This window comes from Micromonospora sp. NPDC049047 (assembly GCF_040649135.1).
Lineage (GTDB): Bacteria > Actinomycetota > Actinomycetes > Mycobacteriales > Micromonosporaceae > Micromonospora.
Genome location: NZ_JBEZEY010000001.1, coordinates 377683 through 392524 on the forward strand (window position 1 = coordinate 377683; position 14842 = coordinate 392524).

The 14842-nt window shown below is 72.3% G+C and carries 15 protein-coding genes; 5 read left to right on the forward strand and 10 right to left on the reverse strand.

What is annotated here, in order from left to right; genetic code table 11:
• The 5 genes from AB0B86_RS01615 to AB0B86_RS01635 form a co-directional block, all read right to left on the reverse strand.
• On the reverse strand, positions 1-1263 hold the full coding sequence (locus AB0B86_RS01615) for a phage tail sheath subtilisin-like domain-containing protein (RefSeq protein WP_357411852.1): 1263 nt from the start codon (positions 1261-1263) through the stop codon (positions 1-3).
• A 23-nt stretch (positions 1264-1286) separates the two neighbouring features.
• Positions 1287-1985, reverse strand: a complete 699-nt coding sequence (locus AB0B86_RS01620) for a carboxypeptidase-like regulatory domain-containing protein (RefSeq protein WP_357411851.1) — start codon at positions 1983-1985, stop codon at positions 1287-1289.
• On the reverse strand, positions 1982-2590 hold the full coding sequence (locus tag AB0B86_RS01625) for a glycine zipper family protein (protein ID WP_357411850.1): 609 nt from the start codon (positions 2588-2590) through the stop codon (positions 1982-1984). Before AB0B86_RS01625 ends, AB0B86_RS01620 begins: the two co-directional genes overlap by 4 nt.
• Before the next feature lie 11 nt (positions 2591-2601).
• Positions 2602-2937, reverse strand: coding sequence for a hypothetical protein (locus AB0B86_RS01630; RefSeq protein WP_357411849.1), 336 nt, complete (start codon positions 2935-2937; stop codon positions 2602-2604).
• A 145-nt stretch (positions 2938-3082) separates the two neighbouring features.
• A complete protein-coding gene (locus tag AB0B86_RS01635; RefSeq protein WP_357411848.1) occupies positions 3083-3877 on the reverse strand; it encodes a DUF3153 domain-containing protein in 795 nt (264 codons plus the stop codon).
• A 129-nt stretch (positions 3878-4006) separates the two neighbouring features.
• Between AB0B86_RS01635 and AB0B86_RS01640 the strand changes: the two genes are divergently transcribed.
• The 3 genes from AB0B86_RS01640 to AB0B86_RS01650 all read left to right on the forward strand — a co-directional run bounded on the left by AB0B86_RS01640 (position 4007) and on the right by AB0B86_RS01650 (position 6309).
• Positions 4007-4183 (forward strand): hypothetical protein, encoded by a 177-nt coding sequence (locus AB0B86_RS01640; RefSeq protein ID WP_357414866.1) that lies wholly within the window; start codon positions 4007-4009, stop codon positions 4181-4183.
• A 9-nt stretch (positions 4184-4192) separates the two neighbouring features.
• Positions 4193-4618, forward strand: coding sequence for an NUDIX domain-containing protein (locus AB0B86_RS01645; protein WP_357411847.1), 426 nt, complete (start codon positions 4193-4195; stop codon positions 4616-4618).
• A 545-nt stretch (positions 4619-5163) separates the two neighbouring features.
• Positions 5164-6309 (forward strand): FUSC family protein, encoded by a 1146-nt coding sequence (locus AB0B86_RS01650; protein WP_357411846.1) that lies wholly within the window; start codon positions 5164-5166, stop codon positions 6307-6309.
• A 93-nt stretch (positions 6310-6402) separates the two neighbouring features.
• Here the strand turns inward: AB0B86_RS01650 and AB0B86_RS01655 are convergent, their stop codons facing one another.
• Entirely contained in the window at positions 6403-7395 is a 993-nt protein-coding gene (locus tag AB0B86_RS01655) for a LacI family DNA-binding transcriptional regulator (protein ID WP_357411845.1), read from the reverse strand.
• Positions 7396-7555: 160 nt separating this feature from the next.
• Between AB0B86_RS01655 and AB0B86_RS01660 the strand changes: the two genes are divergently transcribed.
• Together AB0B86_RS01660 and AB0B86_RS01665 are read left to right on the forward strand one after the other, a co-directional pair.
• A complete protein-coding gene (locus AB0B86_RS01660) occupies positions 7556-8815 on the forward strand; it encodes an MFS transporter (RefSeq protein WP_357414868.1) in 1260 nt (419 codons plus the stop codon).
• A 73-nt stretch (positions 8816-8888) separates the two neighbouring features.
• The gene (locus tag AB0B86_RS01665) at positions 8889-9785 is read left to right on the forward strand and encodes an aldo/keto reductase (protein ID WP_357414870.1); all 897 of its coding nucleotides are present in this window, start codon (positions 8889-8891) and stop codon (positions 9783-9785) included.
• A 19-nt stretch (positions 9786-9804) separates the two neighbouring features.
• On the opposite strand, the gene ileS is transcribed toward AB0B86_RS01665, so the two are convergent.
• The 4 genes from ileS to AB0B86_RS01685 all read right to left on the reverse strand — a co-directional run bounded on the left by ileS (position 9805) and on the right by AB0B86_RS01685 (position 14839).
• Complete coding sequence (gene ileS, locus AB0B86_RS01670) at positions 9805-12951, reverse strand: isoleucine--tRNA ligase (RefSeq protein ID WP_357414872.1); 3147 nt, start codon at positions 12949-12951, stop codon at positions 9805-9807.
• Between the two features lie 279 nt (positions 12952-13230).
• Positions 13231-13893: a hypothetical protein gene (locus AB0B86_RS01675; protein ID WP_357414873.1), complete on the reverse strand. Its 663-nt coding sequence runs from the start codon at positions 13891-13893 to the stop codon at positions 13231-13233.
• 32 nt (positions 13894-13925) lie between these two features.
• A complete protein-coding gene (locus tag AB0B86_RS01680; RefSeq protein ID WP_357411840.1) occupies positions 13926-14717 on the reverse strand; it encodes a metallophosphoesterase in 792 nt (263 codons plus the stop codon).
• Positions 14714-14839, reverse strand: a complete 126-nt coding sequence (locus AB0B86_RS01685) for a hypothetical protein (protein ID WP_357411839.1) — start codon at positions 14837-14839, stop codon at positions 14714-14716. Before AB0B86_RS01685 ends, AB0B86_RS01680 begins: the two co-directional genes overlap by 4 nt.
• Positions 14840-14842 lie beyond the last annotated feature (3 nt).

Sequence of the window (14842 nt, forward strand, 5' to 3'; positions counted from 1 at the left end):
TCAGCCTCCGATCGTCTCGGTCTCGGTGCCGCCGGCCCACTGGCTCAGCTTGAACACCACGAATTCGGCGGGCTTGACCACGGCGATGCCGATGTGGGCGATCACCATGCCGGCGTCGCGGACGTCCGCCGGGTTGGTCTCCTCGTCGCACTTGACGAAGAACGCCTCCTCGGGGCTGCGCCCGAGCAGCGCCCCGTCGCGCCACACCCGGGTGAGGAACGCCCCGATGTCGCGCCGGATCGAGCGCCAGAGGGTGAAGTCGTTGGGTTCGAAGACCATCCACCGGGTGCCGTTGGCGATTGCCTGTTCGATGGCGATGCTGAGCCGCCGGACGTTCAGGTAACGCCACTCGCTGGCCTCGGCGGCGAGCGTACGGGCGCCCCAGACCCGGATGCCCTCACCGGCGAAGTAGCGGATCACGTTGACGCCCTTGGGATTGAGCACGTCGTGTTCCGGCCGGGTGACCAGGTAGCCCAGGTCGACGGCCCCGCGTACGGGTTCGTTGGCCGGTGCCTTGTGCACGCCGCGCAGCGCGTCGGTGCGGGCCCAGATGCCGGCCAGGTGCCCGCTCGGCGGGGTCAGTTCCAACTCGCCGCTGATCGGGTCGCGAACCCGCAGCCACGGGTAGTAGAAGGCGCCGAACTCGGACTGCCGCGGCCGATAGGCTGCCCCCTCGTGGCCCCCGGAGCCGCCGGGCTGGGCGGTGCCGCCGCCGGGACCACCGGCCGCACCGCCGCCCGTACCCTCGGCGGGCTTGGCGGGTTTGCCGGAGGACGGCGTGGCGACCCGGGTCAACGCGGAGATGTCGTCGATGTCCGGCGCCGGATCGCAGATGGCGACCATGGTGCGGGTCCGCTCGGCCATGCTGAGCAGTGCCTCGTGGGACACCACGTCGTGGAAGCCGGGTGCGGCGATGATGGAGATCTCGTCGATGGCCTCCAGCAGTTGCAGGCCACCGCGACGCTGCCCGGTGCCGGTGATCGCGCCGCCCTCGCCGACGTTCACCACCCAGCAGCGGGCGCCCCCGTTGTCCAGGAAGCCGAAGACCGCCCGGGCCAGCGGGGTGCTCTCCAGCCGTTCTCCGTCGGCGAAGAGCCGCAGGAACTCCGTCCAGTTGTTGACCGGCACCGCCCGGCCCAGTTGGGCGTCGCGGTTCGGAGCGACTCCGACGAAGGCGGCGATGCTCGTGCTCGCCGGGCCGATCGGTCGGGCGCCGCTGGGGACCTCCTCGACATAGATGCCGGGGGAGAAGTAACTGGGCATCGGTCCTCCTGTGCGGGTGGGCGTCAGTGGGTCGGGGGCGCGCAGACGATGACGAGGTCGGCGTCGCCGGGGTCGACGTCGGCGGTGAGGACGAGCCCGCGCCCGCTCAGCCGGAGCCGGGCCGGGCCGGGGTGTTCGGGGTCGTGCGGGACGCCGACGAGCTGGAACCGGCCGTCGGTGTCGGTGCGGGTGGCGGACCCGGTGGCCAGAAGCTCGACCCGCATCGCGGTGAGGGGTTGGTCCTCGGGGCCGACCACCCGGCCGGTGAGGGTGCGCATCTCCAGTTGCCGCAGCCGCAACGGTCGCAGGACCGGCGGTGCGGCCGGGGTCGGGTGGTTGACCTGCGCGGGCACGTCGACAAGCAGCGCCGGGCGCGGTGCCGCGCCCAACGCCGTCCACAGTGCCGCGTCGCCAGCCGTCAGGACCACCGGGTACCTGCCGTCGGTGGTAGCGGCGGTGAGCACCCGGTCCAGTCGGGGCAGCCCGGCCGGCCCGGTCACGCAGAGCAGGTAGCGGACCGTGAACCGGTACGGTTCGCGGGCCGCGCCGCTGCAACGGGTCTGCTGGGCCGGGCGCAGCTCCAGCGGCCAGAGGGTGAGGTCCGGGGTGTCGCCGCCGGTGCCGGGTGGGCCGATCGGGACGGGTTCACCGGCCGCGCTGGTCAGCCAGGCGGCCAACTCGGCGGTGGCCGTCTCGATCGGTCCGCGCCCGTGGTCGCTCATCGCGGCGGGCTGCCCTGGATCCGGTACGCGATGGCCTCGTTCCACACGTGCGGGTAGACGCCGATCTCGAAGTACCTGGTGAACCTGTTGATCGGGGCGTTCGCGTGGTCGTGGTAGAGCAGCCAGACCGGGGCGATGGTGAACAGCACGTAGTTCGCCAGCACCAGCGGGATGTAGAGCGGGCCGAGCAGGCGGCCCTGGAAGATGTGCACGTCCTCGTGCCGTTGGATGCCGGAGCTGGCGCCGGCGCAGACGGTGCCGATGGTGGTGGCGTAGCGGGGCGAGACCCCCTCCACCACGCAGACCCGGCCGCTGCCGGCCGAGGTGGGCCGGTCCAGCGAGTGCCCGAAGATCAGGTGCACGCCCAGGTAGATGGCGCCGACGACCGTGTTGAGCAGGCTCCAGGTGTGGTCGACGACGAAGAGGAAGATGCCGCGGGCGTCCGCCGCGTACACCCCGGCGGAGGCCACCGCCCAGCCGAAGACCGCGCCGGTCAGCAGGCCCACGACGGCGCCGACCAGGAGGCCGATCGGGCCGCCGGCGAGGAAGCCGAACAGGGCGCCGAGGATGACCTGGATCGCCGCGCTGAGAACTCCGAAGACCATGACGACCCCCCTCAGACCCAGGACCGGAAGACCCGGGGCTCGCGACCGCTGGCGACCTGGGTTGGCGTCGCCTGCCGGTTGCCGGGCGGGAACTGGTTGATGCCGAGCGCGGCGGAGAAGATGACGAGCGCGTTGAAGAACGCGATGATCCACTTCTCGCCGCCGGCGTCGTCGGCGAACGCCGCGGTCAGGTAGGACAGCAGGAGCGCGATGGCGATGGCGATCCACTTGCGGAGCTTGTCGCCGCTGGGGCCGATCAGTCCGCCGATGACGTTTGTGGCGAGCAGGGTGGCGGCGCTCGCGCCGGCGATGGTCCCCAGGGCTGCCCAGGTGAAGAGATCGTTCATGACGATCCCCCTTTTCTGCGATGGTGCGACCGGGATGTGGTGGTGGTGAGGTCCGGTGCCGCCCAGAGGGAGCACCGGGGCCGGTCGCCGTCGTCTCGGGGCGGCCGGGGCCGGACGTGGCCGGCTGTGCCGGCCACCGGATGGATCAACCGGGCCCCGGGGCGCCGGCGGGCGGGCCCGGCGGTGTCGGTCCGGGCGAGGTTGGACCGGGGGCGGCCGGCGCCGTGGGGCGTCGACGTCGCAGCAGGAGTACGCCCACCGCGGCGAGCAACAGCAGGAGGAGTAGCGCACCGCCCACGATCAGCGGCCATCCGATGCCGCCCTCGTCGTCAGCGGCGGCGGCCGGCGAGGTCGACGGTCGAGGTGGCGCCTCGGCGACGGCGCGTAGCTCGGTCGGCTTGTCCTGGTTGGGGTCGACCTTCCAGCTAACCGACCGGCCGTTGACAGTGCCATTGCTGTCGATCACCCGGCCGGGGAATGTCACCGAGATCTCGAACGACATCAGCTTGAGGAACGCCTGCTGTTGCTGAGGATTCTGCTGTGCCACCTTTCCGCCGTATTTCGACGGATCGAGCGGCAACGTGAAACGGTACAAGTCACCGTCTCGGACCAGTTTTACGCTCTCCGTGTCAAAACCTGCCAGCGGTGCCTTGTGATAACTGATCTGGGAGCCGAACAGTTTGTCGTCCTGGTAACCGGTCTCTTCCCCGGCCGGCAGCGCGGGAATGTTCTGCCGCAGCTCTGCGAAGGCCGCCGGGATGTTCTTGTTTCGCGAGGTCAGCAGGGACTTCTCGGCGGTCAGCAGCAACTGCCCGTCGACTGTGTCGTCGGCGTTGACGGTGAGCCCCATGTTGAGTTGCATGCACCCGCTCAGCGCGGCGACCAGCAGGAGGCACACCGCGACGCGGAGTGCCTTACCGCGGTTGACTCTCCTGTTCATGGGCTCAGTGTGTGTGATCCATTTCACCATGAGCAGTCAGCGATCAGTCACAAGGTAGTCGCCGATTGTACCGACGTACTGTCATATGTGTCCGAGGTGAATCGGGGCGCAAATGACTACTCTGGAGCTTTGGGCCAAGAACAATTTCACGGTGGTGATCCCCCCGCGTGGGGCAGTGCCCAGCTCGGGGTGACCGCCGAGACCGCCTACGCCGCTGGCCTGCGCGGCATGCTCGGCGACGCCGCCGAGGCCGCACGACTGGTGACCGTGGGGGAGCAGGCGTACCGGGGCGGCGCACCTGCCTAAGCTGACCAGGTGATTGTTGTCGCGTGTGTGCTTCTTGTGGACCCCGACGGGCGGCTGCTGCTGCAACTGCGCGACGCCGACGCGATGCACCACCCGGACGTGTGGGGGCTGCCCGGCGGCCACGCGGAGGCGGGGGAGACGCCGGAGCAGGCCGCCGAGCGGGAGCTGTGGGAGGAGACCGGCCTGCGAGCCGACGGGCCGCTGCGCCCGATCGCCGTGCAGCCGAATCCCGAACTGGACCGGGAGATGCACTACTTTCTCGGCCGCACCCGGGCCCGACAGGAGGACGTGGTGCTCGGTGAGGGCGCGGCGATGGTCTTCGTGCCCGGCGACGAGGTGCTCAACGGTCGTCCCTGGACGCCGGGCACCCAGGAGGTGCTGACCCGGTTCCTCGCCGCGCCCGACTACACCGCGGCGTTCACCGAGACGTCCTAGCCGGCGGGAGGTCGCCAGTCGGCGTGGTGGGCCATGCCACGCAGCGCGACCCGCGGCGCGGGTGGCGTGGCGCGGGCCCGGCGCGTTCGCGGTGGCGGCCGGGGTGCGGCACGTTCGCGGTGCGGTGCGGTGCGGGCACGGTGCTTACGCGGCGCAGCCCCGGTGAGCAGGTCGGTCCCGTGATGGGAGACGATCGCCACGGGATGTCGTGGACTGGCGCAGCGGTGCCTCGGGCCGACGCTTTGGAGCTGAATCGTCTACGACATCAGGCGCGATCCGTTTACGACATCAACTCCAAAGGCGACGCGGGACCCTATGCCGGTCGACGGCGGATGCGACGGGTGGGGAGTGGGCGGGCTGGGGAGCGGGCGGGTCGGGAGTGGGCGGGTGGGGGAGTGGGCGGGTGGGGGAGTGGGCGGGTCGGGAGTGGGCGGGTTGGGCAGCGGGCAGGCCGGGAGCGGGCCGGTCGGGAGCGGGCGGGTTGGCGGCGTGGATGCCGGGCTGGTTTCGCGGCCGACCGGCCAGTGGGGGAAAGGAGGGTGGCGATGGTGAGGCTCGGTGGGCTGCGGACGGCCGGTGAACGGCTGCGAACGGCCGGTGAGCGGCTGCGGCACGGCTGGCGGCCGGTGCTGGAGGCGACCGCCGCGGCGACAGTGGCGTGGCTGCTGGCCACCCGGCTGCTCGGGCATCCGCAGCCCTTCTTCGCGCCGGCCGCAGCGTTGATCGTGCTCGGTCAGGCCCGCGGGCAACGTATTCGCCGGGCCGTCGAGGTCGTGCTCGGGGTCGCCGCCGGGGTGCTCGTCGCGGACCTGGTGGTGCAGGCACTCGGCCCGGGCAGCACCTGGACGGTCGGCACCGTCATCCTGCTCACCGTCGTCCTCGCGGTGGCCTTCGGCGCCACCGGTGTGACGCTGGTGCAGGCTGCGGTCTCCGCGCTCTACCTGGTGGTGGTCGCCCCGCCGGACGCCTCGTTGGTGCCGTTCCGCTTCGTCGACGCGCTTGTCGGCGGCGCGGTCGCGCTCGCGATCAGCCTGCTCGTCGACGCCCGGCACCCCCTCGCGCCGCTTGTCGCCGAGGTGCGGCGAACCTTCGACGAACTCGCCGGGCTGCTCGGTGAGATCGCCGACGCGCTGGACAACGGTGACGAGGCCGCCGCGTTTGCGGCGCTGACACAGGCCCGCGGCATGGACGCCCGGGTGGACGGGCTGCGCGACAAGGTGCTGGCCGCCGCTGAGGCGCTACGGCTCAACGTCCGTCGACGCCGGCACATCGGTCGGTTGAGGTCGGTGGACGAGTCGATCCGGCAGATCGACTACGCGGTCCGCAACGTCCGGGTGCTGGCCCGCGCGGGCGTGACGCTGAGCCGGCTGCACACCCCGGCACCGCCCGAGCTGGGTGCCGCTCTGCGATCCCTGGCCGAGGCCGTCCGCCAGGCCGGTGCCGCCCTCGCCGCCGACCTCGACGGCCAGGACGAGACCGCCGACCGGCACGGCAGCCGGGCCGACGAGTCGGCGTTGGCCGCCGTGCACATCGCCGGGCAGCTCTTCGGCGCCACGCCGACCCTCCCGCTCGCCATGATCATTGGCCAGGTCCGGGCAACCGCAATCGACCTGCTGCGCGGCGTCAACCCGGAGGCTGACGCCGCCGTCCTCGCCCGCGTCGACGAAGCCCTCGGCCTCCCCGCCATCTGACGTCCGCCCGGGCCCGACGCGGGTGCGGTGGTGAGCGGCAGCCGGCGGCACCGGTCGGCGGCGGGAGGCGCGGCGAGCCGCCGCCGGCCGGGATCAGGCGCTGGACCGGGCCACCAGGGTGGACGGGAAGAGGGTCACCGGAGGGGCCGGACGCCAGTCCAGCAGGGCGGTCGCCGCGGCGACGGCGATCCGCCCGACCGGGTGGCTCGCCGTGGTGAGCGCCGGGGCGGTCATCCCGGCCAGCGGGATGTCGTCGAAGCCGGCCACCGCGACGTCGCCGGGCACCCGTACACCAGCGTCGCGCAGCCCGGCCATCACGCCGAGCGCGGTCTCGTCGCTGATCGCGTAGATCGCGTCGACGTCCGCCCAGCGCCGCAGCGCCTCGCCGGCCGCCACCCGGCCGCGCGCCGCCGTGAAGTCCCCGCTGATCTCCCACGCCGGCCGGCCCGCCTGGCGCATCAGCCGACGGTACGTCTGCACGGGGCGTTGCGCGCAGGGCAGCCACCGGGGGCCGGTCACCATGGCGATCCGGCGGCGACCCGTGGCGTACAGGTGGCGCAGCACCGCGTCCGAGCCGGCGGTGTTGTCGACGTCGAAGGACGGCACTGTCGCCGAGCCGACCCCGATCGAGACCACCCGGCCGCGCAGCGACCCGGGCACCGCCGCCAGCAGGTCCTCGGTGGTGTTGACCAGGATCACCCCGCACACGCTGCGGTCCCCGGCGAGCTGGTGCAGGCCGCGGGGATCACCGAGCGGCAGCCAGTGCAACGCCACCCCGACTCCGGCGGGTGTGCACACCCGGGCGGCCGAGCCGACCACCTGGTGGACGTACGGGTCGTCGAGCACCGCCGCGCTGGCCGCCTGGGCGGCCACGACCAGTCGTACGCCACCGCCGCCACGCACCAGCGCCCGGGCGGCCGGGTTCGGCACGTAACCGAGCTGGTCAACGGCTGCCGTGACCTGTTCCCGGGCTGCCGGCGAGGCGAAGCCCGTGCCGGCGATCACCCGCGAGGCGGTGGACCGCGACACCCCGGCCATCCGGGCGACGTCCTCGAGAGTGGCCGGTCGCTGTGCCGCTGCCGTCATCATTGCCTCCCCGCGGCGACCCGTCCGGTCGGACAAACGCCTGTTCACATCATGCCCGGCCGGTCCGACAGCGATAAGGGGGCGGTAGCCGCTTGTGGTGGTAGCGCTCTCAGGTGTGCGATCGTGCCAGGAGATCACTCCGAGAAAGAGGTCAGTTCCCGTGAGCGCCCCCACCAGCAGAGCCGTAGCCCCGGACACCGCACCGCCCTCGCGGGCGGTGTTGATCGCCCGCAACGGCGTCGCTGTCACCTTCACCCTCAACGGGCTGGCCGTCGGCAGCTGGTTTTCGCGCGTGCCAGCGGTCCGGGAGGCGTTGGACCTCTCCGCCGGCCGGCTCGGGCTGCTGCTGCTGGCGATGAGCGTCGGCGCGTTGCTCGCCATGCCCACCGCAGGTCTGCTCGCCCAGCGACTCGGCGCGGCCCGCACCGTGACCGTGGCCACCCTGCTCGTCGCGGTCGGCCTGACCGTGGCGGGACTGGGCGCCACGATGACCGGGTCGTTCGCCGTCGTGGCCCTGGGCCTGGTCGCCTTCGGTTACGGCTCCGGTGCCTGCGACGTGGCGATGAACGTCGAGGGCGCGGCGGTGGAGCGGCGCCTGGGTCGTACGATCATGCCCCGTTTCCACGCCGGATGGAGCCTCGGCTCGGTGGCCGGGGCGGGGCTCGGCGCCGGTGCGGCCCGCTTCGACGTGGCGGTCGGCACGCACCTCGTCGCGGTTGCGGTGGTCGTGTTGGTCGGCACCGCGCTCGCCTCCCGGACGTTCCTGCCCGCCGTCGGCGATCACACCGGCGACCCGGCGGACGCCACCCCGGCGGCCCGCCGCCGAGCGCAGCTGGCCGCCTGGCGGGAGCCGCGGACTCTGCTGATCGGGCTGTTCGTGCTGGTGGCGGCGTTCACCGAGGGTGCCGCCAACGACTGGCTGGCCGTCGCGTTCATCGACGGACGGGACCTGAGCGAGGCAGCCGGCGCGGCGGTCTTCGGGGTCTTCGTGGTGGGTATGACCGCCGGGCGCACCGCGGGCACCGTGGCGCTGGACCGGTGGGGTCGGGTGCCGGTGCTCACCGGCACCATCGGGCTCGCCGTGGTCGGTGCCGGCCTGGCCGTGCTGGCCGGCTCGGGGCCGCTGGCCATCGTCGGCGTCGCGCTGTGGGGTCTCGGCGCGTCGCTGGGCTTCCCGGTCGGGATGAGCGCCGCCGCCGACGAGGAGGCGCACGCGCCGGTGCGGGTGAGCGTGGTCGCGGTGATCGGCTACACCGCGTTCCTGGGTGGGCCGCCGCTGCTGGGGCTGCTCGGCGACGAGGTCGGCACGTTGCGCGCCCTGCTGGTGGTGCCGTTGCTGCTGCTGCCGACACTGCTGCTGGTGCCGGTGCTGCGCCCGCCGCACACCGCCGAGCCGGCTCCGGCAGCCAACAAAAACTAACCCAGAACACCGCCGAGCGGTATCGGGTGCGCGGCCGACTGCGCCGCGTACCCGCCCTGGCTAGGGTCGCCGAATGTCAACCCACGAGATCACCGCCGCTGCGGCGGGCACCTGGACCCTGGGCGACCGCACCGTACGCCGGATGGGCTTCGGCTCCATGCGGATCACCGCGAACCCGGACCGGGACCGGGCGGTCGCGCTGCTGCGCCGCGCCGTGGAGTTGGGCGTCAACCACATCGACACCGCCGCGTTCTACGTCTCACCCGGCGGAACCCTGCGGGTCGGCACCGGCCCGGCCCGCTACGCCACCGAGCTGATCCGCGCGGCGCTCGCCCCGTACCCGGACGACCTGGTGATCGCCACCAAGGTCGGCTTCGGGTACGACCCGGAGGCGGGTTTCACCGAGGCGCTCACCCCGGCGCAGTTGCGCGCCCAGGTCGAGGAGAACCTGCGTCGGCTCGGCCTTGACCAGCTCGACGTGGTGAACCTGCGCCTCGGTCGGGGCGTCGGCGGGGTGCCGCTCGTCGATCGTTTCGGCGCGCTCGCCGAGCTGCGGGCCGCCGGGCTGATCCGGCACCTCGGGCTCTCCAACGTCCGGCCCGAGCACCTCGACGAGGTGGCCGACATCGCGCCGGTGGTGTGCGTGCAGAACAACTACGGGGTGGACGCCTACCGCGAGCAGGACGACTTCGTCCGGGACTGCGGTGCGCGGGGCATCGCCTACGTGCCGTTCTTCGCCCTCGCCGGCACCGGCCGGGAGAAGGGTGCGAGCGCCACCCAGAGCGAGGCGGTCGAGGCCGTCGCCCGCGCCCACGGCGTCACCCCGCAGCAGGTACGCCTGGCCTGGACGCTGCACCAGGGCCCGCACGTGCTCGCCATCCCCGGCACCACGGACCCGGACCACCTGGCACAGAACGTGGCCGCCGGGGCCCTGCGGCTGACCCCGCAGGAGCTGGCCCGGCTGCGGTGACCGTCCGGCCCGGCGTCGCTCAGGCCCGCACGACGTGCACCACGATCTCCTGACCGTCACCCACTGTGCCGGCGAAACCCTCCGACACCGCGTCCACCACAGTGAGCCCGAGCGCGAGGGTCTCGTGCGCGATGAGCTTCTGGTGCGCCGAGATCGCCGCCGCGACATCAGCGGGCGCGGCGATGGTCACCGTGATCCGGTCGGAGACCTCCAGATCAGCGTCGCGGCGGGCCTGCTGGACGAGGCGTACGACGTCGCGGGCGACGCCCTCGGCCGCCAGTTCGGCGGTGACCTCGGTGTCCAGCGCGATCGTCACCCCGCGCTGGGACTCCACCACCCAACCGGTACGCGGCACCTCCGTGATCAGGATGTCGTCCAGGCCCACCTCCACCGGCGCCCCGTCGACAGTCAGCGGGAACGTCCCGTCCGCCCGGACCCCGTCGACCAGCTCCCGCGGGTCCACCGCGGCGATGGCCTGCGCGACGTGCTGGGTGCGGTTGCCGAACCGGCGGCCCAGCGTCCGGAAGTTCGCCTTGACCCGTACGTCGATGATCCCGCTCTGGGCATCGAGCGGCTGGAGGACCTTGACGTTCAACTCGTCGCCGATGTCGTCGAGCAACGCCTGCGGGAGCACGGTGCCGGACGGTAGTCCCACAAGCGCCCGGCTCAACGGCTGACGGATCCGCAGGCCGCTCGCCTTGCGGGCGGACCGGCCCGCCTCGGCCAACGCCCGCGCCGTGGCCACCTGGGCCGACAACTCCGAGTTGATCACGTCGGTGTCGGGCCTGGGCCAGGACGCCAGGTGCACCGACTCCGGGGCCGATCCGGCACCCCGCCGGACGACCTGCTGCCAGACCTCCTCGGTGAGGAAGGGGATGAACGGCGCGAGCAGCCGGGTGAGGATGTCGAGGCACTCGTACAGGGTGGTGAGGGCGTTGGGGTCGCCCGCCCAGAAACGCTGCCGCGAGCGCCGCACGTACCAGTTCGACAGGTCGTCGACGAAGTCGGCGAGCAGTCGACCGGCGCGTGCCGTGTCGTAGTTCTGCATCCGTTCGTCAACGGCCGCGGCGAGGGCGTGCACCTCGCCGACGATCCACCGGTCCAGCACCTGTCGCTCGGCGACCGGCTGCGCCAGCTGCGGCGCCCACGTCGAGTTCGCCGCGTAGAGGGAGAAGAACGCAGCGGTGTTCCAGTAGGTCATCAACACCTTGCGGACGATCTCGTCGAGGGGACCGGGCCCGATCCGGCGCGGCGACCACGGTGAACCGGAGCAGGCCATGAACCAGCGCACCGCGTCGGCACCGTGGGTGTCCATCAGCGGGATCGGCAGCAGGATGTTGCCCAGGTGCTTGCTCATCTTGCGGCCGTCCTCGGCCAGGATGTGCCCGAGGCAGACGACGTTCTCGTACGGGGACCTGTCGAAGACCAGCGTGCCCACCGCCATCAGCGTGTAGAACCACCCCCGGGTCTGGTCGATCGCCTCGCAGATGTACTGGGCCGGGTAGCTGCGCTCGAAGGTCTCCTCGCTGCCCGGGACATGGGGGTAGCCCAGCGACGCGAACGGCATCGCGCCGGAGTCGTACCAGGCGTCGATCACCTCGGGTACCCGGGTGGCGAGCTGGCCGCAGTCCGGGCAGGCGAAGGTGATCTCGTCGACGTACGGGCGGTGTGGATCCAGCTCGGACAGGTCGGCGCCGGCCAGCTCGCCGAGCTCGCCGCGGGAGCCGACAGCTGTCACGTGGTTGTCCGGGCAGCGCCACAGCGGCAGCGGGGTGCCCCAGTACCGGGAGCGGGACACCGCCCAGTCGATGTTGTTCTTCAGCCAGTCGCCGTAGCGGCCGTGCTTGATGTGCTCCGGGAACCAGTTCGTGTGCTCGTTCTCCCGGGTCAGCTCGTCGCGTACCGCTGTGGTCCGGATGTACCAGGATGGCTGCGCGTAGTACATCAGCGGGGTGTGGCACCGCCAGCAGTGCGGGTAGGGGTGCTCGAACGGCTCGTGCCGGAACAACCGGCCGGAGCTGCGGAGGCGGTCGATGAGCAACGCGTCGGCGTCCTTGAAGAACACCCCGCCGACCAGGTCGATGCCGTCGTCGAACCGCCCGTTCGGGGCGACCGGGTTGACAAGCGGCAACCCGTAGGCGCGGCAGACGGCGAGGTCGTCCGCACCGAAGGCCGGCGCCTGGTGCACCAGGCCGGTGCCGTCCTCGGTGGTGACGTAGTCCGCGAGGACCACCCGGTGCGCGTCCGGGATGTCCACCAGGTCGAACGGCCGCTCGTACCGCAACCCCTCCAGGGCCGCCCCCGGGACCGTCGCCAGGATCTCCGCCTCGTCGCCGAGGACCCGCCGGGTCAGCGGTTCGGCGACGACGAACGTGCCCCGCTCGGTGCGGGCCAGGGTGTACGTCACCGTGGGGTGGACCGCGACGGCGGTGTTCGACACCAGGGTCCACGGGGTGGTCGTCCAGATCAGCAGGTCGACACCGCTGTGTCCGGCCACCTCCCCGCGCACCGGGAACCGCACGTACACGGACGGGTCGGCGACGGTCTCGTACCCCTGGGCCACCTCGTGGTCGGACAGGGTCGTACCGTCGCGGGTGCAGTACGGCGCGACCCGGAAATCCTCCACCAGGCGCCCGCCGTCGTGGATCCGCTTCAGCGACCACCAGACGCTGTCCACGTACTCCGGGGACATCGTCTGGTACGGGTGCTCCAGGTCGATCCAGTAACCCATCCGCTCGCTGAGCTGGACGAACTCGTCCACGTGCCGCAGCACCGAGGCGCGGCACCGGGCGTTGAACTCGGCGATGCCCATCTTCTCGATGTCGGGCTTGCCGCCGAGCCCCAACTCCTTCTCCACCGCCAGCTCGACCGGCAGGCCGTGGCAGTCCCAGCCGGCCCGGCGGGGCACCGAGAAGCCCCGCATCGTCCGGTACCGGGGAAAGAGGTCCTTGAACACCCGCGCCTCGATGTGGTGGGTGCCCGGCGTGCCGTTGGCGGTGGGTGGCCCCTCGTAGAACACCCACGGCGGGCCGTCCGCCGTCTGGGCCAGACTCCGCTCGAACACGTTGTTGGCCTGCCACCACTCGATCACCGCACGGTCCAGCCCACCAAGGTCGATCTTGGTGGGCAGTGGCACGAATGGCGACTTCGACGGACCGTCCGGCACCGACGTTCTCCCTACACTCCACAGTCCGCTCACGCGGGCATCAGCGCACTGCCCACGCGGGGACGAAGTGTCAGGCGTATGGCCAGGACTCCGCGGTACCACCCCGCTTGCGCCCCGACGTGCGGGCGCCGCTTCATTTCGCGACGTGACGTGCCGCTACGTCCGGTTCTACTGGGGCCGTTGTGCTGCCCGTTCTTCCGGAGGCTCCCCGGTGATGGCCGGATCGGTGCCGATGCCGCCCAGCATAGCTGTCCCAGCCGGGCACCAGTGGCCGCAGCGTCAGGCGTGCAGCCAGACGCGGAGCTGGCCGGTGGCGGTGAAGCCGGCGGCGAGCGCCGCTGCCAGCTCCGGGGTGGTCTCGTAGCCGACAAGCGGCGCGCCGGGCACTGTGGCGCACACCGCTCGCCAGATGTCGCAGGAGTCGTCGGTGCGGGTGAACAGGTTGGAGACGCCGTACGGGCCGTCGCCGCTGAGCACCGCTCCGCCGGTGATCGCACCCCGGGCGTCGTGGCGGGCGAGCACCCGCACCCGGGGGTGGGCCAGGAGCGCGGGGCGGAACAGCTCCCCACCGCCGTGGGCCGCCGCCCACGCGGCCAGCTCGTCGGCTGTGCCGACCGGGTCCAGCGGGGGGTCGACAGGTGGTGGCAGGGGTGGCCGGTGGATCCACCGCGCGTCGAAGAGCACCCGGAACCCGTACCCGGACAGGTCGAGGTCGGCGAAGCTGTCCTTCACCGACGCCCCGGGCCCCGCGTCGATCCGGGCCAGCAGCGCCACGGCGGCGACGCCCGGCCGCACTGTGACAGCGTCCGGGTACCACTGTGGTGAGCGGTGGGGGACCGACCAGGCGTCGGCGTCGGTCTGGCCGGTGAGCCCGTGGCTGGCGCAGACGATGTCGCACCATTCGGCGTTGTCGCGGGCCGCCGTCCGCACGTCCTTGAGCACGTCGGGCAGCCTAGCCTCGGGATCAGCCAGGGTCAGCGGAGTCGGGTGAGCAGGATCCGGCCGCCCTCATGGACGCCACCGTCGATGGCGATGACTCTGTCGTCGGCGTAGCGCAGCGCGACAGTGACATCCGACGGCGCCACGCCGAAGTGCGTGGTGAGGGTGCTGTGGCCGTGGACGAGCACGTCGCCCCCGAGCGTGCGCAGCATCATCGACACCCGGTCGTCGGGGCTGGCCGGTTCGGCGTCACGAAAGGCGCCCCGGTCGCTCATCCGAGCGCAGAAGTCGAGCCATGCCGCGGGGGCGCGGGAGCCGAGCGCCCTGCCGACCGCCGCGTTCACGGCGGCCACACGTGATCCCAGTTCCAGGTACCGGGTGGTGTCGGAGTGCACGAGCAGGAACCCGTCGACGACAGCGACCGCTGGCAGTCGCGTCATCCACTCGACCTGCTGCGGGGTCAGCTGGTGCAGGTCCTGCTCACGTCCGCCGAACCGGGCCCAGCCACCGCGAAACCCGCCGGGCTCGTCCCACCCGGGAACGGGCCGGCTGCCGAACCGGTGTGCGGCGAGTAACTGCACCTCGTGGTTACCCAACAGCGCCCCGACGTGGCCGCCCGCCGCGGCTGCGGCGCCGGCGAGCCGCCGGATGTCGTCGATGACGCCGAGACCGTCCGGGCCGCGGTCGACGTAGTCGCCGAGCAGCCACAGCCGCGCGTCACCCGCGGACCAGTGCCCGGCCTGGTCGACGAGCCCGGCCTCGCGAAGTGACTCCCGGAACTCGGACCGGTGACCGTGGATGTCCGCCGCCACGTACAGCGCCGTCATGCCGCCGCCAGCTCACCCAGGTGCACCGCGGCATGCCAGTACGGCTCGTGGCCGGGGACGGTCATGACGTACCGGGGCAGCTCGGCGGTCGACCGCCGCAGCGTCTCGTCGAGCGTCACCATGGC